Below are 20,246 nucleotides of genomic sequence, written 5' to 3'. Positions count from 1 at the left end.
GGCCTAATTGCTACATGTCTCATGGCCGATTGAATAGGGAGCTCCATTCTGAAGAGCTTCTCGAGATTATTTTTGATTATGCGGCTCGTATAACGATTGAGAACAATCTGGATCGACTCCTGATGCTTATGGAAAATATGGGAAGGGGTATGACCATTGCTGACAGATGTACACTCTGGCTATATGATGAAAAAACAGATGAATTGTTGGCGAGGATTCCTCATGGGATGGAAAAAATTCGTGTTCCTGCCACGAGCGGACTAGTAGGCTACGTCTATCAAACGTTAAAGCCACTCGTAATCGATGATGCTTATGAGGATAAGCGGTTTTGTCCGGAGTTGGATGTGAAGACAGGCTACCGAACAAAGTCTGTCATGATGATCCCTCTGACGAATAAGCAAAATCAAAGGCTTGGAGTCTATCAGGTCATCAACAAATTAACTGCTGATGAAGTATTTACAGCTCAGGACGTAAAGTATTTAAGCCTTGCAGCTTCTTATACAGCTCAAGCGCTCGAAGCTGTGTTAACGAACATTGAGATGGAAGAGGCTCAACGAGAGATCATTTTTAAAATGGGGGAAATTGGGGAAGTTCGTTCAAAGGAAACAGGAGCTCATGTTAAGCGAGTAGCGGAGTATGCAAAGTTTCTAGCGATGAAATGCGGATTGAGTGAAGAAGAAGCTGACCTTATTAAAGTAGCTTCACCAATGCATGACATCGGGAAGGTAGCCATTGCCGATGCGATATTGAATAAGCCTGGTAAACTATCAGAAGAGGAGTTCATAGCGGTAAGGGAACATGCTAATATCGGCTATAACCTTTTGAAAAATTCTAATCGCAGTATACTAAAGGCAGCGGCCGTTATTGCCAAGGAGCACCATGAGCGCTGGGACGGCAAAGGTTATCCAGATGGACTAAGTGGCGACGACATCCACATCTATGGACGGATTGTTTCTGTTGCTGATGTTTTTGATGCGCTTGCTACGGATCGTCCTTACAAAAAAGCGTGGAACGCAAAAAAAATTCTCGCTCATTTTAAAAAGGAGCGAGGAGGCCAGTTTGATCCCAATCTTATTGACGTTTTTTTAGCAAATATAGACGGTTTTCTCCAGATAAAAGAGCAATACAAAGATTAAGAAGCAAGAAGAGCGCCCGCGGCGCCCTTCTTTATTTTTGTAGAGAATGAAGGTTAGAAAGTTCCTGTGCGAGCGTTTCAGCGATGGCTTTCATCCCAGAAATACCTGCTTTTTTCTCTGCATCGGCATTGTAGTTCGTATTTGTATTCACATCATAAGTAAACAAATCGCCACGCTCATTTTGAATGCATTCAATTCCTGCAAAAGCGATGCCGTTGGCTTTTAAGAATGCTTCATAATTGGTCAAAACAGGATGATCGAAGTTTTCAATGACTTCAAATTTAGGAGCGGGTTCTTCTGTTGTCGGACAAAAAGAATCCCCAACTTGACAAGCATCAGCTGGACATAACTCAAAACCTTCAGACGTATCGACACGAACGGCATAGAGGAATTTCCCGCCGACGAACTCACAGCGAGTAATCGAAGCGTCAGGAGCCTGAATGTACTGCTGAAGCAATGTGATCCCATCAATTGAATCTTCAAAAGCATCACTCATCACATAGCCCTTCAACGTCTCTGGATTGTTAAATAGCTGAACGCCGAGACCTTTTCCAGCTCGGTTATGCTTCGTAATAAATGGCTCAGAAAATGCATCAGCTGCGTTCACAAGATGATCTTTTCCGACAGCGGCAATCGTTTTTGGTGTAACAACCCCATGTTTTCTAAGGGCTGCGTATTGGGCAACTTTACTGACTTCAAGGGCTAGTGCGCGGCTATCGTTTAATACTCTTCGCCCATGACTCTCAAGCCATGATAGTACTGCTGCAGTATATTCGGGTGCATAGCGATGATCACGAGTGTGGGAGGAAGCACTCATCCGATTATAGAAAACACCATCTGGTGGTACGTCACTTAAGTCAAAATTCCCTTCGCTCAGAAACCAGTCTTCATATGGGACGTTAAGCTGGTCAAGTTCATGCTTAAGGGGTTTTGTCCATTCCTCGTTCTCATGAATGATATATACTTTTGGGCTCATGTAATAACCTCCTTTTTTAATAACCGTTAAAACCTATCGTTTTACTCAAGTATAAAGGAGTTTTCATAAGAATCCCAGTGAAAACGTTCACCTGCCTCAAAATAAAAAAGCAGAGCTCGTTGGCTCTGCTTTAAAAACTAAATTGCCCAGTTTCCTTTGCGGAACACTGGTTCACTTGTCCCGTCTTCTTTAATTCCGTCAATATCCATTTCTTTTGAACCGATCATAAAGTCGACGTGCGTTACACTTTCGTTAGCTCCTGCCGCTTTAAGCTCTTCTTTCGACATGTTTTTCCCACCTTCAAGACAGAAGGAATAAGCATTCCCAATCGCAAGGTGATTCGAAGCATTTTCATCGAAAAGCGTGTTGAAGAAAATGATTTCTGCATTCGAGATTGGTGAATCATGAGGAACGAGCGCTACTTCACCGAGATAGTGAGCGCCTTCATCCGTTTCGATCAGATGTTGAAGTGTTTCATTGCCGTTCTTCGCTTCTGCTTTTACAATGCGTCCTTCTTCAAATGTAAGCGTTAAGTCCTCAATGACTGTTCCGCCGTAGCTAAGGGGCTTTGTTGAGGAAACAACGCCGTTCACACCAGTTTTATTCGGAATTGTAAACACTTCTTCTGTTGGCATGTTCGCAACAAAATGATCGCCTTTCACATTCTCGCTGATTCCGCCAACCCACTGATGAGCCTTTGGAAGTTCAATAGTGAGATCTGTTCCCGGCGCACGATAGTGAAGTTTGCTGTAATGCTTATTGTTTAGATAATCCACCTTTTGTTCAAGGTTAGCACTGTGCTCTTTCCATGCCTGAACCGGATCGCCAGTTGAAACACGAGTGGCCTCGAAAATGGCTTCCCATAACTTGGCTTCCTGTTCTTCATCTGGTGCGTCTGGGAATACTTTCTGAGCCCATCCTTTAGAAGGAACGGCAACTACTGACCAACTATTATGATCAGACATCATATAGTTGCGGTACCCCTCCATCGCCTTGCCTGCTGTTTTGCTTGCATTCGAAATGCGTTCAGGGTCTACACCTTTTAAAAGGTCTGGATTAGAAGAGGTGATTGAGAGAAAAGCCGCTCCGTTCTCTGCCATCTCTTCAAAGCCCTTCGCTTTCCAGGTCGGAAATTCTTTGAATGCTTCGTCAGGTGCTTTGTCAAACTTAATACGAGTTAAGGTTTCATCGTTCCATTCAACGTGGACATTTTTAGCTCCAGATTTATAAGCGCTTTCAGCAATGTTTCGAACAAATTCGGCTGATGTCAGAGGAGCGTTTACAACAAGAGTTTGTCCTTGTTGAATATTTACTCCTACTTTAACCGCTAAATCTGCGTATTTCTGTAAATTCTCTTGAAACGTAGCCATAGTCGAAGATCTCCTTTTTTCACGTAGTTATACTTCTAAATTGTAGCAGATTTCTTGATTTTTAGTAATTTATTCCCTGATTACCTACTCATAAAGCAAGTTTCTGGCAATAAACCGTCCATTTCGGATATGTTATATGTAAAGTGAAAACTTCCATCAAGAGGAGGTAGTTCATTTCCTTCTGATGGTTAGACGAACCAATCGGACCTTTAGTAGCACTTAAGGGTAGAATAAATCTTCTATATTGGAGTGGTAGAGAATGAGTACGAATTATGAGCTTGCAACATTTGCTGGAGGGTGTTTCTGGTGTATGGTTGAGCCATTTGAAGAAATGCCGGGCATTCAAAGCATCGTATCTGGCTATACAGGCGGAGAGAAGCCTTATCCAACATACGAAGAAGTTATTTCGAAAACTACCGGTCATGTTGAGGCCGTTCAAATTACATTTGATCCAAACGTCTTTCCATACACTAAACTACTTGATCTATTTTGGCGTCAAATTGACCCAACAGATGCAGGCGGACAGTTCTTTGACCGTGGTGACACGTACATCACAGCGATTTATTATCATAACCAAGAGCAAGAGAAACTGGCTGAAGAGTCTCGTAAAGAGCTAGAAGAAAGTGGACGCTTCTCCAAACCGATCGTGACAAAAATCCTCCCAGCCAAGCCATTTTACCCGGCTGAAGATTATCATCAGGATTACCATAAGAAAAATCCTGCCCACTACAATCGCTACAAAAAAGGATCAGGTCGCGCTGATTTCATAGAGAAAAACTGGGCATATGAGAAAAACGATGACGAACTTCGCAGTCGTTTAACAGATATTCAATACCAAGTGACACAAAAAAATGGAACAGAGCGTCCGTTCCAGAATGAGTATTACGATAATGCCAAACCTGGTATCTATGTTGACATTGTTTCTGGTGAACCATTATTTAGCTCAACGGATCAATATGATGCTGGCTGTGGCTGGCCAAGTTTTACGCAGCCGATCAACAATCATTTTGTGAAAGAAAAGAAGGATTTCAGTCATTTTATGATTCGAACGGAGGTGCGAAGCAAGGAAGCTGATTCTCATCTCGGTCATGTATTTAATGATGGTCCTTTAGAGAATGGTCTTCGCTATTGTATTAATTCAGCAGCAATGAAATTCGTTCCAAAAGAAAGTCTTGAAGAAGAAGGATACGGCGAATACCGAGTTTTATTTGAATGAGAAAAGTTGATGTTGCGATTGTAGGTGGCGGTATTGCTGGAATTCTTGCGGCAAGAAAATTAACCGAAGACGGGGTTAATGCCTTAGTACTTGATAAAAGCAAAAGTGTCGGTGGCCGGCTCGCAACGAGAAGAATAGGAGATGGTCGAGCTGATCATGGGGCACAATTTTTCACCGTTCGAACAGATCAGTTCCAGCAATTTGTCGATAAATGGGAACAGAACCAATGGATATCAAGGTGGTTCGGAGATAAACATGCAAGATACAAAGCAACAAACGGTATGAATCAATTAGTAAAGAACCTTGCTAGTGGAGTACCGCATCAATTAAATAGTAAAGTTGAGCGAATTGAGCGGTCTGAAGAAGAGTACGTCGTTATTTTGGAGAAGGGTGAGCGAGTCCAGGCAAGCCTTGTACTATTTACCCCACCTGCTCCCCAGACCCTACAGATACTTGAATCGAGTGACGTTCATGTATCGGATCAATCGCATCAGTCGCTCAACCAAATAACATTCAATCCTGCGGTAGTTGGCCTTCTGACTTTAAAAAAAGAAGACGAAACCAGGCTACCTCCTGAAGGACATAAGGATTCAGATTTGCCTGACGGCATCGAGCGTATGGTTGATAATCGTGTAAAAGGTATTTCGGATGAACGTATTATAACGGTCTCTGCAACTCCTGATTTCTCAAAGAGTTTTTATCACTATGAGGATGAAGCTGTTTTGGCTGAACTGCTGAAAAGGATAGAGCACTTGCTTCCCTTTGAGTCGTTGGTGTCTCAACAATTAAAAAGATGGCGTTATGCTCAAGCAGTGCACTTTCATGATCATCCATTTCTCAACGTTTCAGAGAAAGAGGCTGTTTTTGTAGCAGGGGATGCATTCTTACATGAAAATGATCAAGCCGGACGAACGCGAATCGAAAGTGCTGTATTATCAGGGTTAGCTGTAGCAGAAGAAATAAAGCAGTTGATGAAAAGGAAGACTTCCACGTGAAGTCTTCCTTTTTTCTGTATTCATCTTGTTCGAAAGTTTTGAAAACAGCATCTTGTTTCGTAACTTTTGCGTTATAATAAATACGGTGGAAAAATTTTCATACTTGAAATAAATCAAGGTGAAAAGGGTGAAATAATGAATGTAATAACAGAAAACGACCATATAATTGAAAAGATTTTATCGCTTTTTCGATGGGTTTTTCTCCTCATTGCAGGGGTATATTATTATATTTTATTACAGGGAAATAGCTTTGCTTTTTTGAGTTTGCTTATATTTGGTTTTGTTTATATGGCAGTCGCTGAATATGCGCTTCATCGAACGCCTTTAAATTCAAAACGATACCACTACATGACGAAAGTGAGTGTCGCTTTTGATTACGTCGCTTTTCTATGGCTTATTGTGTTAACTGGAGGCGGAGGGAGTCCGCTCTTTCCCATCGGATATTTAATTATCCTCCATGTTGCAGTGTATTGGAAATTTAGCGGAGGTATGATTGCAGCGCTGTGTCTAGGTGTAGGTTATACAGGAGTTCTTATCTTTAGCGGCTATTCGTTTAATGGGGATAATCTAATTTCATACCTTCTTGATTTTATGTTCCTTATATTTATGGGGATTCTTGGCGGGATTATCGTTTCGAGAGAACGGAAGATGCGCTCTAAGAATACTCAATTAGAAGATATTGCGCGGAAAGATTTTTTAACGGATCTATACAATCATCGCTCCTTTCAAGAAGATTTGCGTCACTGTGCTGAGCGAGAGAAGCCGATCCTCGTTGTTATTGCAGATTTAGACTATTTTAAATCAGTAAATGATCAATTTGGGCATCTAGTTGGCGATAATGTACTCCGTAAAATAGGCGAAGTATTAAACAAACAAATTGGAACAAAAGGCAGAGCGTATCGATATGGCGGAGAGGAATTAGCTATTTTGTTAGATGCTGAGGATGTAGAAGAAGCGCGAGAATGTTTGTTACATATTCAGGTAGTTATCAGAAACATGACCTTCACTGCAAAGGGTGAAGATTTTAGTGTGACAATGAGTTTTGGAACAGCACTTTATCCTTTAGAAAATGGCATTATTCCATGCATGAAGCTCGCAGATGAGCGGTTATATCTCGCAAAAAAACAGGGGAGAAATCGAATTTATTGGTATGATCAATATACAGAAAAGGATCACGTCTACTAGCGTGATCCTTCTTTATTTATGATCGAAGTAACGATATGTTTAGATGAATTTTCGAAAAGTGAAAAGTAGTTCAGCACATGCCGTCTTGGAAACAATTCTTTCTGAATGACGGATGCCGGCTTGCCATCGTTATGTTTTGCAAGAACCTGGTCTTGAATGGAAAGAAGATAGTAAAGCTTTTCTTCTATTCGTCTGCGCCCGTTCTGTAATATACCAGCATGCGAACAAAAAACGGTTTTAAAGTCTTGTGATAATACTTTTTGGAGTGATTGAATGACGTCTGGAATTGATTCAAAAGCGAAAATGCTTTTTGGCTGACTCATAACGTAGAGATCCCCTGTAAACAGCCAGCCTCGTTCCTTCTCAAGAAGGGCCATGTGATCTGGCGCGTGCCCGGGCGTGTGAAGTAAATCAAATGTATGATGTTTTGTTTTGAATCGATGTTCGATTCCTTTAGCGTCGAATGGTTTTCGGGAGCCCCAGAAAACGCGGCGATAGAGTGGGAGATGAGGTCTCGCACGACACAAAGGAAGCCCTTCAGGATGAATATACATCGGTATTTCTGAAGAAAGCATCGACGCATTGCCTGTATGGTCTTCATGATGATGCGTTAAGATTATTTGGGTATAGCTCTCCTTAGAGAGAAAATCCATTATTTCTTTTTGAAGGCGGCGAGGTCCGCAGTCGATCAATAGCTCATCTACAAGGTACATATATACGTTCATCCGAACGCCACCAAGCTGAAAAGTCCCTTTTACAGCCTTAACACTCTCAAATTCTGAAACGGTGAGCACGATCCATCACACCTTCCGCTAATCTACTTCTAGTATAGCGATTTTAGAGGAGAAAAAAACCTTTTCTCCTAGTTGGGTGATGTGTTTCTGGTGGAGTGGGGTGGATATTGCCTAAAAGTTGATTTTATTGTCCAAGTTCCATTTTTATTGGCCAAACCGCCCCAACAGTAAAAAAAGAGCTGCCGACTGTCGGCAGCTCTTTCTAGTGATTGGAGCTTACTTCGCGATTGCTTCTAGCTCCACTTCCATATTTCCGCGTGTTGCTCTTGAGTAAGGGCAAGTTTGGTGTGCCGCTTCAACAAGTTCGTTTGCTGTTTCTTGATCGACACCTGGAATTGTAACGTGTAGCTTCGCGCTAAGTCCGAATGCGCCGTCTTCTTCTTTTCCGATTGATACGTGCGCTTCTACTACCGTATCTTTGATTTTAATTCGCTTCATGCGTGCGACCATATTTAGGGCGCTATCGAAACAAGCTGCATAACCTGCTGCAAACAATTGTTCAGGATTTGTTGCTTCTCCTCCCTGACCGCCAAGTTCTTTTGGCATACGAAGGTCCATGTTGATGACGCCGTCGGTTGATTCTACTTTGCCCTGTCTGCCGCCGTGTGCCGATGCTTTTGCAGTATATAACGATTCCATAATAAAATTCCTCCTAATAATTTAAGTTGTGCACAATTTAATTTTACAAGATCAAATATATCTCATCGTTATTTATCTGTCAATAGAAAGCGATCATGTTGACATAACAGCCAAATCGGGATAAGTTGATTGTGCACAACTTATTGTAAAGAAGGGGTTATCATGAACCGTAACGAACAATTAAAACTAGAGAATCAGCTCTGTTTTTCTGTATATGCTTGTTCAAGGGAAATTACGAAGATGTATCGCCCTTATTTGAACCAGCTTGGTATTACGTATCCTCAATATCTCGTTCTCCTAGTTCTTTGGGAAAAACATGAAACAACCGTTAAGGCGCTTGGCGCGGAGCTTTATTTGGACTCAGGTACGTTAACTCCCCTACTAAAAAGAATGGAAGAAGCGGGTCTCGTGATGAGAGAGCGTTCGAAAGAAGATGAACGAAGAGTGATGGTTCGTTTAACACCAAAAGGGGAAGGGTTAAGAGAGGAAGCTTCGATCATTCCAGACGCTATGGCGGCAAACAGTGGTTTATCAAAAGAGGAATTCACGAAGGCGTTATCTGGCTTTCAACAGCTGTTGGACCATATTCATTCCGTGAATGAAAAATAGTAGCAATTTTCCAGATTAAGTTGACATAAGTTATTGGAATTAAGTATAATTATCTCGAATTCAAGATATTAGAAGTTAAGGGTGAACGTTATGAATGATAAAGATCGTGAGCTTTCACTAAAGCTATTCATTGTCCTGGCTAGATCGAATCGCTCTGTTACCGATCATATTAAAACGGATATTCAAAGCTATGGATTAAATCCAACGGAATTTGCTGTACTTGAGTTGCTTTATCACAAAGGAAATCAGCCGCTACAGCAAATCGGTGAGAAAATTCTACTTGCGAGTGGAAGCATCACCTACGTTGTTGACAAGCTTGAAGGAAAAGGGTATTTGAAGCGCAATCCATGTCCGAATGATCGAAGGATCACACATGCTGTTATCACGGATGAAGGTAAAAAGTTAATGGATCGAATTTTTCCTAACCATGAGAAACAAGTCCAGTCGATCTTTGCCGGTTTGGATGAGTCAGAGAAAGAAACGGCCATTACACTACTGAAAAAACTCGGTCACTATGCAGAGGAGCTATAAATTCCTCTTTATTTCTTAATATGATCCAAAAAACCAGCTTCTCACATTATGTAGAGAGGCTGGTTTTTTTGAGTGCTTTTGTTTCCTGCATCGCGGTCACGCCAAGCAGGCCAAATAAAGAGAAGCCAAATGTGTTCACGAACCCATGGAAAAAGACCATTAAAGGGATACCGAGAATGACGGTTTCATTCACATGAGCAAACCCATAAATCATAGCGGAACTCATCGAGAATAGCAGAGAAGCGAATGAAATTGAGAGCAACATTTGAACGGAATAATCCAATGTTGGCACTAAATAGACGAGACAAAGAATCGAAAAAACGATGAGCGGTGTTACGAATTCAACGACTGAAATAAACTCAAGAACGGGCAACGAATCCGATAGTGTAATACCAACCGCAATGAAAGGTGGTCCGAATAGAACAAAGATCGCAATCGTTTTAAACCACGGCTGAATGGAAGGTGCTTTTTTTAGAAGCATTTTCCCGATGAACGCCATCGTAATGGGTGTAATGAAAGCGGCATAGTGGAAATGAATAGATGTGAGTAGGACGATTACATCACTAAAATGGAGAATCTGGATGCCTGACCGATGTAGAATGAGCCAGAGTCCCCCAATGCTTATGTACATTAAACCCAGTTGAATGAGAACTTCAAAAATTGTGCTTCTCTTCCATGTTTGGAGGAGACGAGAAAATCCGTAGAGCGCAATTAAAATCGTTGTAAGAAACCACGGAACGGCTAGAAGTACAGCGAGCGTTCCCTGTTCAATAAAGAAGGAAACACCAGCAAGAACAGCTGATGGAAGCTGAATCCAGGTGGCATAACGATAAAAGGAGTTCTTTCCCTGTGGGACGAGATTTAAGGTTAACGGCACAAGTACAAGATAAGCGAACATTAATAACATCATGACATATTGAAGTGTATCGATTGGAGTAGTGAGTAATTTCGTGACAACGAAGGCTACCCAAAGAAATAGACCGGCAAAACTGCTTGTTTTCATTATGATTTCACCTCTCTTTTAGTGTACGATGAAGAGAAGTGATAGAAAAGGAAATTTTGGGAAGAGAGGCGATTGAAATGGATCGAAAGCCAGTACTAGGTTTTGTTGGGATTGGTGTAATGGGAGAAAGCATGGTTCGAAACTTGATTAACGCGGGATACCACACGCTTATCTCAACGCGAACAAAAAGTAAGGCAGAAGCGCTTATTCAAGAAGGGGCAGAATGGCAAGATGAAGTGAAGGACGTGGCAGCGCATGCTGACGTAATCATCACTATGGTCGGCTATCCTAAAGATGTAGAAGAGGTCTACATAGGTGAGAAAGGGATACTAGAACATGCTAAGCCGCATTCGATTCTAATTGATATGACAACTTCTAGCCCGGCTCTTGCTGAAGAAATCTATCAGCATGCCCTATCAAAACAGCTCTACGCGCTTGATGCTCCTGTATCAGGAGGGGACGTTGGGGCGAAGGAAGGGCGACTCTCCATTATGGTTGGTGGAGAGTTAGAAGTGTTTGAAAAAGCTCAACCGATTTTCGAAGTAATGGGACAAAATATTGTTCTTCAAGGCCCAGCAGGCGCGGGACAGCACACAAAAATGTGTAATCAAATTGCCATCGCAAGTAACATGATTGGCGTTTCTGAAGCGATTGTTTATGCGGAAAAGGCGGGATTGAATCCGACAACAGTTCTTGAAAGCATTGAATCTGGCGCAGCTGGCAGCTGGTCGCTAAGCAACCTTGCGCCAAGAATGGTTTCAAATCGATTTGAGCCTGGCTTTTACGTGAAGCATTTTATTAAAGACATGACCATTGCTCTTGAATCGGCCAAGCAAATGGGCATGCTGACACCTGGCCTTGAGCTTTCGAAAAAGCTCTACGAAGATCTTGCTGAGCGTGGAGAAGAAGATAGTGGTACACAGGCACTTGTGAAACTGTTTCGCGATGCCTAATTGAAAATGAAAGACCCGGAGCATATGCACCGGGTCTTTCGTTGATTATAAAGGGAAGTTTCCCTCTGCTATCGAATAAACTGTGGTAAACGCTTATTTATCTTCTTTTTGGCGTTTGTCGATTTCTTCTGTTACAACAAACGCAAGGTCATCATTTCCGAAAAGGGATAGGACGCCAATCACCGTTTGATCTGGGATATGCTCTGATTCTTCTTTTGGTACAACGAGTTCAATGCTTTGTTTAAGAGCAGGGTTATTCACCTGATCTGGATAAGCTTTTGCGTAAAGCGTTTCTGGATTTAAGTCATTGTTTACACACCACTGAGCAAAAACAAGAATCATCATGTTTTCATCGCGCTGATAGTTTTCAATAACTTTGTCTTGAATTTCTTTTTGGTCCATAGGACGACCTCCGTTTCATTACTCTACCGCTAGTGTACTCGCAGCTAGAATATGTAGCAAGTCTGTCATTTGTAAAATGATCATGAAGAATGTTCCAGCCTCAAGAAAGAGGTGTCACGACCTGCTATGCTGAAAGGAATTGAACATCATGGAGGCAAAAAGATGAGAAAAAAAGAGATTCGTAGCTGGATGATGTATGATTTCGCTAATTCTGCTTTTGTAACGACGATGATGGCAGCAGTACTCCCTGTCTTTTATTACGATGTCGCTGCCAAGAATATTGACCAAAGCCTTGCCACATCATATTGGGGCTATTCGCAATCCATTGCCGTTCTAATCGTAGCTTTTCTTGCCCCGATCCTTGGTGCTATTGCTGACTATTCTAATTCAAAGAAAACATTTTTGCGCTTTTTTGCTTATATGGGAATGATTGCAAGTGTTTTAATGGCTTTCGTTGGTGAGGGCGGATATTTATTTGCTTCTATTCTACTAATCTTTGGAACAATCGGTTTCTCAGGTAGCAACGTCTTTTACGATGCATTCCTACCCGAGATCGCAAAAGGGGAGGAGATGGACCGTATCTCAGCAAGAGGCTACGCTTTTGGTTATATTGGCGGCGGGCTTCTGCTTCTCGTTAACCTGATGATGATCCTAAATCCATCGTGGTTTTTCCTTCCGAGTACGCTTGTCGCGACGCAGCTTTCATTCGCAAGTGTTGGAGTCTGGTGGTTTGTGTTCTCGATTCCAATGTTCAAAAACGTGCATGAAGTTGAGCATAGTCAGCCGAGATTAAGCGGCTCCTATGTGACAATTGGTTTTAAAAGACTCCGCACAACGTTTAGGGAATTGAACCACTATAAACAGCTTCTTCTTTTTCTAGTCGCTTTCTGGTTATTTAATGATGGCATTTCCACTATTATTAAAATGGCGACGATCTATGGAAGAGATATCGGAATAGGAGCGAATGATTTGATTGCAGCGCTCCTCATTACGCAGTTTGTAGGCATACCGTTCGCCTTCTTATTTGGCTACTTAGCGAAGAAAATTCGCCCGAAACGAGCGCTTATGCTAGCGCTATGGATATATGTGGGCATCGTTTTACTAGGATACTTTATGACAACTGCTACGCATTTCTACCTACTTGCGATCATGGTCGGCTTCGTTCAGGGTGGTGCCCAAGCATTAAGTCGTTCGATTTTCGGAAGTATGGTTCCGGATCATCGCCATGCAGAATTTTACGGTTTCTATGGAATTTCAGCTAAATTTTCAGCGATATTCGGTCCGTTTCTCTTTGCCTTCGTTGGTCAGGTAACAGGCTCAAGTCGACTTGGGATCGTATCGCTAGTTGTCTTTTTTCTAGCAGGCATCTATTTACTTAGTAAAGTGAATATCGAAAAAGGGAAAGAGCAGGCGAAGGTTGTGATGGTGAATGAAGGAGTGGATATGTAATTAGCAGAATCGCGGAAATAAACTTATATTCGCAGAATTAATAATGGTTTTCGCGGAAAAAAGTGAGATATCGCGGAATTATTGAGAAAATCGCGGAATTAAGTGGTTTTCTCTACAGTTCCCACCAAGTAATAGACCACAAAGAAGTCTCTGAGCAGACACGCTGCTCAGAGACTTCTTATGATATGAAACCCCTTACAAAATGGGGTCGAAGTGCTTTAACTCAAGTGAAAGCGTGCAATCTTTTCCTGTGTCATACGAGCGGTTGCCGATTTGTGTTTTTAATTCAGTTAGGCAGTTTTCTTCGTTGTGCCAGTAATCATAAATAAGAGGCAGGATACTTGTTGCTTCTTCTTCCGCTTGCTCAAGCAGCTCTTCAAAGGTCGCGGTGGATTCCTCGTCTTTAATAGCTGGATGGATCCAAGTGGTGCCTTCACGATTTAAATAATCTTCATTGCCAATTTGTTTTCGATAGGAAAAGGAAGAGACTTGTTTCTTTAAAAGTTGATTTTTCCATCCGTGTGGATCGAATAATATTTTTAGCGCAAGTACCATATCCCGATAAGATTGAGTAATATAGTCGTCTGGCATGCGTTCAGCTGTTTCTGGATAAAAGGTTTGGATCAATTCATACAGCATGAGTTCAATAGGAGGATAGAGTGATTTGCCAATGTGAATCTCTTGGTAAACGGGTGTTTTCCACGTTTCTACATCTTTGTATTCTTTCATCAAAATGGTATCTATAATAATTTCAAGCTGTTGATGTCGGTTGCCTTCAAGACCGGCACGATAGTGGATATAAGGATGCGTGTTTCGATCAAGAATATGATGCGTCACAAAGCCAAGGATATATGCGCGAAGCATCGGATCGTCCTGCTTTCCGTATTCAATCATCTCCATGAGGAATGAACCGCAATGATCTTGATGAAGAACAGATCCCGCTTCTTGAACAGGCTTATTCTTTTTCCAGGGCCAGAAATTATGATAAAAGAAAGGGTCAGGTCCCTGTGCACCAAGTCGAAAGAAAGGCAGGTCACCTTTGATCGTATTCCATATGCCGGCTTCCATCGCAGCTTCTTCTCCGAATAAAATATGTGTCCAGACATTTGGCATCGATTTATCCCCTCCTTATATGTCTTTCTATTAGTATACCTGAAGAGAACTTGTCTTCTTGCCATAATCTTCAGAAAACATTTCTCTTTCTTTTTCCCTTAAATTCATAAATTCAAGCATATTAAAAGCCCGGCGCAGGCCGGGCTACACTTATTTCTTTATTTACTAAAAACGTCTTCAATATCATCAAGCATCAAGTTAGCCGAAATGACGCCACCAGACGTATTCCAGATCGCATCACTCACCTCATGAACGTTACCGTCTTTGACAACTTGAAGATTGTTCCATAATGGATCATTTGTCCATTCTTCCGCAGTGGAATTCGCTTCGCCATCTCCCGCTTCATACGTGAAGTAGAAGAGCACGTCGCCATCCATTTCTGGAATACGTTCTTTCGTTACTTCTTCAGCAAAATCTTCTTTTTGCTGTGATTTTGGACGATCAAAGCCTAGCTGCTCAAGGATAACGCCAGAGAACGAGTCTTTGTAATAAATTCTTGTTTGTCCAGCTAGAAAACGAACAACCGACACTTTTTGATCAAGCTGATCGCCAAGTTCTTCACTCATGGAGTCAATGCGATCGGTGTAAGCACTCATCACTTCTTCGCCTTTGTCTTCCATATTTAGTGCTTTAGCGTAGAATTTGAAATTCTCCTGCCAGTCGCCTTTCAACGTTTCTGAGTAAACGGTTGGAGCGATCGCGCTAAGCTGATCATAGATGTCTTCTTGACGTAATTTATTTCCGATTATGAGATCAGGTTTAAGTGCAGCGACAGCTTCAAGATTCACTTCACTTTCTGTTCCAACGACTTCAACATCTTTCATATCGTCCGAAATATGCTCATACCACGGGTCGCCGAGCCATGATTGTACTGCCCCAACTGGTGTTACTCCCATAGCAAGTAGTGCTTCTGTTCCTTCATTAGTTAAAATGACAACTTTTTCTGGCTTCTCTGGCACCTCTGTTTCGCCCATTGCATGTGAAATTGTTCGAGTAGACTCTTCTTCTTGCCCACCAGAGTTAGTAGCGTTTTCATTATTCCCACCTGTGCCGCACGCAGCAAGGACCATAAGTACACTTAGACTAACGATGAGCCATCCTTTTTTTAACATATGTATATCCTCCTTGTCATTGATAATCGTTTTCATTTACGATGTAATCATACTGAATTGTCACAAATTAGTCAACAGGTAAATGAGAGTGATTCTCATATTCATTGACACGTTTTCATTCTTTTCTTAAACTTAAAAAGGATGATAAAGAAAGGGATTAACCTTTATGACGCATAAATTACACTCAATGAATAAAAAATGGTTCGGATTAGCAGTTGGCTTGTTGCTTGTCATAATACTGATGCTTGCGAGCGTGGTCTATGGCTTAACAAGTATTACATGGACAACGGCCTGGCAAGCCTTTACGCAGTTTAATGGAAGCAATGAACATATTATTATTATCGAAAATCGCGTTCCGAGAGCACTGATCGGGGCTGCCGTAGGCGCAAGTCTTGCTGTCGCTGGTGCTTTGATGCAGGCGATTACTCGAAATCCTCTTGCTTCACCATCCATATTAGGCGTAAATGCGGGGGCGAGTTTTGTGATAGTGATTGCGGTCACCTTTTTCTCTGTTACGTCACTCGCAGCATTTAGCTGGTTAGCGTTTCTTGGAGCTGCGTTCGCCTCCATCGTCGTGTACGTGCTTGGCTCATTTGGTAGAGAAGGGCTTACACCGATGAAGCTGACCCTTGCCGGTGCGGCCATTGCGGCGATGTTTTCCTCATTAACGCAAGGAATGCTTGTGTTGAATGAGAAAGCGCTTGAAGATGTTCTCTTCTGGCTTGCTGGCTCGATTGAAGGGCGCAGTCTAAATATGCTTTACTCGGTTATTCCTTATATTGGACTTGGCTTAGTCGGTGCGCTTTTGATCAGTCCGAAAATTAACACTCTGGTGATTGGAGAAGATGTCGCAAAAGGACTTGGGCAACGTACCCTGCTTGTCAAAGCTTTCGCAGCACTTTTTATCGTTTTTCTTGCCGGAGGATCAGTAGCCGTAGCTGGACCGATTGGTTTTATTGGCATCGTCGTCCCACACGTTGCTCGTTTTTTTACAGGACCGGATTATCGTTGGGTCATTCCGTACAGCGCAATCATTGGGGCGATTCTTTTGTTATCAGCTGATATTGCCGCTCGGTATGTGATCATGCCACTTGAAGCGCCAGTTGGTGTACTAACGGCTGTTATCGGAACGCCATTTTTCATTTATATTGCTCGAAGGGAGTTTAAACAGCTATGATGAAATACACTTCCTTTCGAATGAAAGCTGTTTCTTTTCTACTAGATCGCCGCTCGCTTTGGGTGATAGCGGGACTGACTGGCGCTGTTATCATCATCGCATTACTTAGTATTGGCCTTGGGGAGATATTTATGACCCCGGATGAAGTGGTGAAGGCGCTATTTGGTTATGGGAATGAGATGAATGAGCTTGTTGTGAAGCAGTTCCGCTTTCCTAGGATCGCCATGTCCATATTGGCTGGCGCGGCCCTTGCAGTATCTGGCGCTATTCTTCAAGGAATGATTCGGAACCCACTTGCGTCACCTGATATTCTTGGCATCACTTGGGGCGGTGCACTTGCAACGATTGGTTTTCTTACGATCTTTAGTGATAAAGCGAATGCCCTTACGGTAAGCATTCAATGGTTGCCGCTCGCTTCCTTTATCGGCGCTATTTTAGCTGGATTTCTTGTGTTTGGTTTATCATGGAAAAATGGTATTTCACCGATTCGTTTAGTATTGATTGGAATCGGGTTAACGGCATTATTGCAGGCGCTAACGACATTATTGATGATTATCGGTCCTATTTACAGAGCGTCTGATGCAAACATCTGGATTACGGGCAGTGTCCACGGAACGAACGGCCAGGATGTTCTGACGCTGCTGCCGTGGGTAGTCGTTCTGATGATTATTTTAATGGTTTACTCAAGAAGGGTGAATTTGCAAGAGCTTGGGGATGATGTAGCAAGAAGTGCAGGAGCGATGCTTTTAAAAGACCGCATTGCGTTACTGTTAATTAGCACGGCGCTTGCAGGAGGGGCTGTTGCATTTGCTGGTGGAGTCGGATTCGTAGGTTTAATGGCACCGCATATTGCGAGAAAGCTCGTCGGATCGTCTTTCGGTGTAGTTGTGCCGGTGGCTGCGCTTGTTGGTAGTATACTTGTGATGATTGCTGACTTAATTGGCCGCACGCTTTTTTCACCTTTGGAGGTTCCGGCTGGTGTATTCACAGCGGCGATTGGAGCACCGTATTTTATCTATTTATTGATTCGATCGAGAAACAAATGATGAGGAGGTGGCGACGTGTACGCACTGCAAACGAAAGATTTAACGCTTGGATATGGAGAACAAACCGTTATTGATCAGCTGAACTTATTGATTCCTAAAGGAGAGATGAGCGTTCTCATTGGTGGAAATGGATGTGGCAAATCAACGCTATTACGAAGTCTAGCTAGACTTCTAAAGCCGCATTCTGGAGGAATTGTTCTTGATGGGGAGGCTATTTCGAATAAGCCAACAAAGGAAATCGCTCGGAAAATGGCTATCCTTCCACAGTCACCAGTCGCACCTGAAGGCCTCACAGTTCTGCAGCTCGTTAAGCAAGGACGGTATCCTTATCAAACGTGGTTTAGTCAATGGTCTGAAGCGGACGAAGATGCCGTTCAAAACGCGCTAAAAGCAACGCACATGGAAGAGTTTGCTGAGCGTAATGTTGATTCCCTTTCTGGAGGACAGCGGCAACGTGCCTGGATTGCGCTTACACTTGCTCAGGATACGGATATTATATTACTTGATGAACCAACAACGTACTTGGACCTCGCTCACCAAGTGGAGGTACTCGATTTACTTTTTGAATTGAATAAAGAAGATAACCGGACCATTCTAATGGTTCTTCACGACTTAAACCTCGCTTGTCGCTATGCCGACCATATTATTGCTGTAAAGGATAAGGGCATTTATGATCAAGGAAAACCAGAAGAGATCGTGAATGAAGAGCTTGTGAAGCATGTGTTTGGGCTTCAATGTGACATTATAGAGGATCCGCTATTCGGTACACCGCTTTGTGTACCACATGGCAAAGGGAGGAAGGTAAATGGTCGCTGAGCACCCGGTGTTTACGAGAGAAGAGATAGAAAGACTGGAACAGTTTCGCCTGACTGTGGGTGAAAGCAGTGCAAGCTTTGTGCAGCAGTTACATGATGAGCATCACTTAAAAGGTCTTCTTGAACAGCTCGTGGAGGAAAGCCATTTTCCATCTATAATTGTGGCGGGATCACAGTTTATGAAAAGATATGGTTTTATGACGGTTGTGCCGATACTGTATGCTTTTACGATGTGGGATAAAGCGATTCTGGCAGGACCTAATGAGCTTTGCTATGAAGTTGATACAGATGCGGAGCCCTGGATGATGAAGCTTATGATTGATAACGACGTAGACGTCACCATTATTCAGAAAGATCGTGTTGAAATAAGAGCAGCACTTGCCAATAAACTGATTAACGAGAACCTTGCTCCGTTTGTTGAAGCAATGGTGAAAGCGACGAAATTATCAGCGGCGATTTTATGGGAGAATGTGGCCATTTACTTGTTCTGGCTCTATGAAACTCTGATCCCATCTGAGGGAAATGAGGTACAAGTGCGTCGAGCTAAAGAAGACTTTCATTACCTTCTCAAGGAGTTCAACTGCACAAGTTTCACCTGCGGTGCAAACCCGTTCATGCCGTATTATTCAGAGAAAGTGAAGCGTGAAGAAGGAGAGATCCGCTTCCGACGTACATGCTGTTTGTACGATCAAATATCGGAAGGTGGCGCGTGCTGTAAGACGTGTCCTAAAGCGCGCTAGGAGTGGTGACAGGCACCACCCGGTTTAGCTCGAATACTGTCGAAATAGCTTGGCGTCCCCCGAAAGGGGACGCCAAGCTATTTTTTCGGTTTTCTTTTGTAGGTGTAGCTTCTTATAAAGAGATAAAGACCGGTAATGATAATTCCGCCACCAATCCATTGCATCGTATGCAATGTTTCGCCAAGGATAAAATAGGCGAGAATACTAGCCCCGATCGGTTCAAATAGGATGCTCATTGAAATGACATTTACGCTCACCCACTTCACAGCCCAATTTAATAGAGAATGACCGAGAAGCGTTGGGAATATCGCGAGCAAGATGAAATATCCCCAGTCTGTAGATGGATAAGTAAAGAACGGGTAGCGTAATACAACGTTATAGATGATAAGCGTAAGAGCAGCGATACCATACACGATAAAGGTGTATGGCATCAGATCCAGCCGCTTTCGAATGTTCTGACCGAACAAGAGGTATCCAGTTACCATGGCACATGCTGTCAGAGCTAAAAGATCCCCCCACAGAGCCATTCCACTAATCTTGAAATCCCCCCAGCTGATCACAATAGAGCCGGTCACAGCGGTCACCCCTCCAGCAATAGCTAGAAGGGTGAGTTTTTCTTTGAAGAAAAGATACGTACCGATAAAGGCAAACAGCGGCTGTAATGTGACAAGAACAACAGAGCTTGCAACGGACGTGTAGTTGAGTGACTCAAACCAGAGAATAAAGTGAAAGGCGAGACTAACGCCTGCAAGACTTCCGAATCCCCAATCAGAAGCTTTAATATGACTAAAGGCGTTTCGATAGCCTCGTAGGATAATTGGAAGCATAATAAGTATGGCAAAAACGAGACGGTACATCGCAATAATCGAAGCTTGAGCAGTTGCTAGCTTGACGATGACGGCGGAAGTGGAGATAAATAGGATTGCGATCATAATGGCGATGTATGGCTTCGTATGTTGGTTTTTAAACAATGGGATTCAATCCT

At 42.7% G+C, this 20,246-nt stretch carries 21 protein-coding genes; 12 read left to right on the top strand and 9 right to left on the bottom strand.

Going from position 1 to position 20,246, the window contains the following annotated elements; translation table 11 throughout:
* Positions 1–14 precede the first annotated feature (14 nt).
* Positions 15–1,136, top strand: a complete 1,122-nt coding sequence (locus ABVF21_RS07615; protein ID WP_371017905.1) for an HD domain-containing phosphohydrolase — start codon at positions 15–17, stop codon at positions 1,134–1,136.
* 31 nt (positions 1,137–1,167) lie between these two features.
* Here ABVF21_RS07615 and ABVF21_RS07610 read toward each other — a convergent pair whose 3' ends face one another.
* Together ABVF21_RS07610 and ABVF21_RS07605 are read right to left on the bottom strand one after the other, a co-directional pair.
* Positions 1,168–2,112: an ATP-grasp domain-containing protein gene (locus tag ABVF21_RS07610; protein ID WP_371017904.1), complete on the bottom strand. Its 945-nt coding sequence runs from the start codon at positions 2,110–2,112 to the stop codon at positions 1,168–1,170.
* Between the two features lie 137 nt (positions 2,113–2,249).
* Positions 2,250–3,482, bottom strand: a complete 1,233-nt coding sequence (locus ABVF21_RS07605; protein ID WP_371017903.1) for an aminopeptidase — start codon at positions 3,480–3,482, stop codon at positions 2,250–2,252.
* Between the two features lie 259 nt (positions 3,483–3,741).
* On the opposite strand from ABVF21_RS07605, the gene msrB reads away from it, so the two are divergent.
* From msrB to ABVF21_RS07590, 3 genes are all read left to right on the top strand, one after another.
* The gene (gene msrB, locus ABVF21_RS07600; protein WP_371017902.1) at positions 3,742–4,698 is read left to right on the top strand and encodes a peptide-methionine (R)-S-oxide reductase MsrB; all 957 of its coding nucleotides are present in this window, start codon (positions 3,742–3,744) and stop codon (positions 4,696–4,698) included.
* Positions 4,695–5,693: an NAD(P)/FAD-dependent oxidoreductase gene (locus ABVF21_RS07595; protein ID WP_371017901.1), complete on the top strand. Its 999-nt coding sequence runs from the start codon at positions 4,695–4,697 to the stop codon at positions 5,691–5,693. Before msrB ends, ABVF21_RS07595 begins: the two co-directional genes overlap by 4 nt.
* Positions 5,694–5,828: 135 nt before the next feature.
* Positions 5,829–6,878, top strand: a complete 1,050-nt coding sequence (locus tag ABVF21_RS07590) for a GGDEF domain-containing protein (protein WP_371017900.1) — start codon at positions 5,829–5,831, stop codon at positions 6,876–6,878.
* On the opposite strand, the gene ABVF21_RS07585 is transcribed toward ABVF21_RS07590, so the two are convergent.
* Together ABVF21_RS07585 and ABVF21_RS07580 are read right to left on the bottom strand one after the other, a co-directional pair.
* On the bottom strand, positions 6,875–7,672 hold the full coding sequence (locus ABVF21_RS07585) for an MBL fold metallo-hydrolase (protein ID WP_371017899.1): 798 nt from the start codon (positions 7,670–7,672) through the stop codon (positions 6,875–6,877). The two genes, ABVF21_RS07590 and ABVF21_RS07585, sit on opposite strands and share 4 nt — an antisense overlap.
* A gap of 216 nt (positions 7,673–7,888) precedes the next feature.
* On the bottom strand, positions 7,889–8,311 hold the full coding sequence (locus tag ABVF21_RS07580; protein WP_303532665.1) for an organic hydroperoxide resistance protein: 423 nt from the start codon (positions 8,309–8,311) through the stop codon (positions 7,889–7,891).
* A 162-nt stretch (positions 8,312–8,473) separates the two neighbouring features.
* On the opposite strand from ABVF21_RS07580, the gene ABVF21_RS07575 reads away from it, so the two are divergent.
* Positions 8,474–8,920: a MarR family winged helix-turn-helix transcriptional regulator gene (locus ABVF21_RS07575; RefSeq protein ID WP_303532663.1), complete on the top strand. Its 447-nt coding sequence runs from the start codon at positions 8,474–8,476 to the stop codon at positions 8,918–8,920.
* 81 nt (positions 8,921–9,001) lie between these two features.
* Entirely contained in the window at positions 9,002–9,451 is a 450-nt protein-coding gene (locus ABVF21_RS07570; RefSeq protein ID WP_276511785.1) for a MarR family winged helix-turn-helix transcriptional regulator, read from the top strand.
* 46 nt (positions 9,452–9,497) lie between these two features.
* Here ABVF21_RS07570 and ABVF21_RS07565 read toward each other — a convergent pair whose 3' ends face one another.
* On the bottom strand, positions 9,498–10,454 hold the full coding sequence (locus ABVF21_RS07565; RefSeq protein WP_371017898.1) for a YndJ family protein: 957 nt from the start codon (positions 10,452–10,454) through the stop codon (positions 9,498–9,500).
* 77 nt (positions 10,455–10,531) lie between these two features.
* Between ABVF21_RS07565 and ABVF21_RS07560 the strand changes: the two genes are divergently transcribed.
* Positions 10,532–11,407 (top strand): NAD(P)-dependent oxidoreductase, encoded by an 876-nt coding sequence (locus tag ABVF21_RS07560; RefSeq protein WP_371017897.1) that lies wholly within the window; start codon positions 10,532–10,534, stop codon positions 11,405–11,407.
* Positions 11,408–11,500: 93 nt separating this feature from the next.
* On the opposite strand, the gene ABVF21_RS07555 is transcribed toward ABVF21_RS07560, so the two are convergent.
* The gene (locus ABVF21_RS07555; RefSeq protein ID WP_194218254.1) at positions 11,501–11,809 is read right to left on the bottom strand and encodes a hypothetical protein; all 309 of its coding nucleotides are present in this window, start codon (positions 11,807–11,809) and stop codon (positions 11,501–11,503) included.
* A gap of 162 nt (positions 11,810–11,971) precedes the next feature.
* Here ABVF21_RS07555 and ABVF21_RS07550 point away from each other — a divergent pair, with 162 nt between their 5' ends.
* The gene (locus tag ABVF21_RS07550; protein WP_371017896.1) at positions 11,972–13,258 is read left to right on the top strand and encodes an MFS transporter; all 1,287 of its coding nucleotides are present in this window, start codon (positions 11,972–11,974) and stop codon (positions 13,256–13,258) included.
* Between the two features lie 195 nt (positions 13,259–13,453).
* Here ABVF21_RS07550 and ABVF21_RS07545 read toward each other — a convergent pair whose 3' ends face one another.
* Positions 13,454–14,371 (bottom strand): zinc dependent phospholipase C family protein, encoded by a 918-nt coding sequence (locus ABVF21_RS07545; protein WP_303532653.1) that lies wholly within the window; start codon positions 14,369–14,371, stop codon positions 13,454–13,456.
* A 158-nt stretch (positions 14,372–14,529) separates the two neighbouring features.
* Positions 14,530–15,483: an ABC transporter substrate-binding protein gene (locus ABVF21_RS07540; RefSeq protein ID WP_371017895.1), complete on the bottom strand. Its 954-nt coding sequence runs from the start codon at positions 15,481–15,483 to the stop codon at positions 14,530–14,532.
* 166 nt (positions 15,484–15,649) lie between these two features.
* On the opposite strand from ABVF21_RS07540, the gene ABVF21_RS07535 reads away from it, so the two are divergent.
* Genes ABVF21_RS07535 through ABVF21_RS07520 form a run of 4 tightly spaced genes read left to right on the top strand, consistent with a single transcriptional unit; the run spans position 15,650 to position 19,261 of the window.
* Positions 15,650–16,660, top strand: a complete 1,011-nt coding sequence (locus ABVF21_RS07535; protein WP_371017894.1) for a FecCD family ABC transporter permease — start codon at positions 15,650–15,652, stop codon at positions 16,658–16,660.
* On the top strand, positions 16,657–17,706 hold the full coding sequence (locus tag ABVF21_RS07530; RefSeq protein ID WP_371017893.1) for a FecCD family ABC transporter permease: 1,050 nt from the start codon (positions 16,657–16,659) through the stop codon (positions 17,704–17,706). Before ABVF21_RS07535 ends, ABVF21_RS07530 begins: the two co-directional genes overlap by 4 nt.
* Before the next feature lie 15 nt (positions 17,707–17,721).
* Positions 17,722–18,522 carry an ABC transporter ATP-binding protein gene (locus ABVF21_RS07525; RefSeq protein ID WP_226615848.1) on the top strand — a complete coding sequence of 267 codons (801 nt, stop codon included), beginning with the start codon at positions 17,722–17,724 and terminating at the stop codon, positions 18,520–18,522.
* Positions 18,512–19,261, top strand: a complete 750-nt coding sequence (locus tag ABVF21_RS07520; protein WP_371017892.1) for an IucA/IucC family C-terminal-domain containing protein — start codon at positions 18,512–18,514, stop codon at positions 19,259–19,261. Before ABVF21_RS07525 ends, ABVF21_RS07520 begins: the two co-directional genes overlap by 11 nt.
* A 77-nt stretch (positions 19,262–19,338) precedes the next feature.
* Here ABVF21_RS07520 and ABVF21_RS07515 read toward each other — a convergent pair whose 3' ends face one another.
* Positions 19,339–20,232 carry a DMT family transporter gene (locus tag ABVF21_RS07515; RefSeq protein WP_371017891.1) on the bottom strand — a complete coding sequence of 298 codons (894 nt, stop codon included), beginning with the start codon at positions 20,230–20,232 and terminating at the stop codon, positions 19,339–19,341.
* Positions 20,233–20,246: the final 14 nt, after the last annotated feature.

Source organism: Pseudalkalibacillus sp. JSM 102089, from assembly GCF_041366475.1.
GTDB lineage: Bacteria > Bacillota > Bacilli > Bacillales > Guptibacillaceae > Guptibacillus > Guptibacillus hwajinpoensis_B.
The sequence above is the reverse complement of the archived record's forward strand: the minus strand, read 5'-3'. Positions and strand labels throughout refer to the sequence as shown.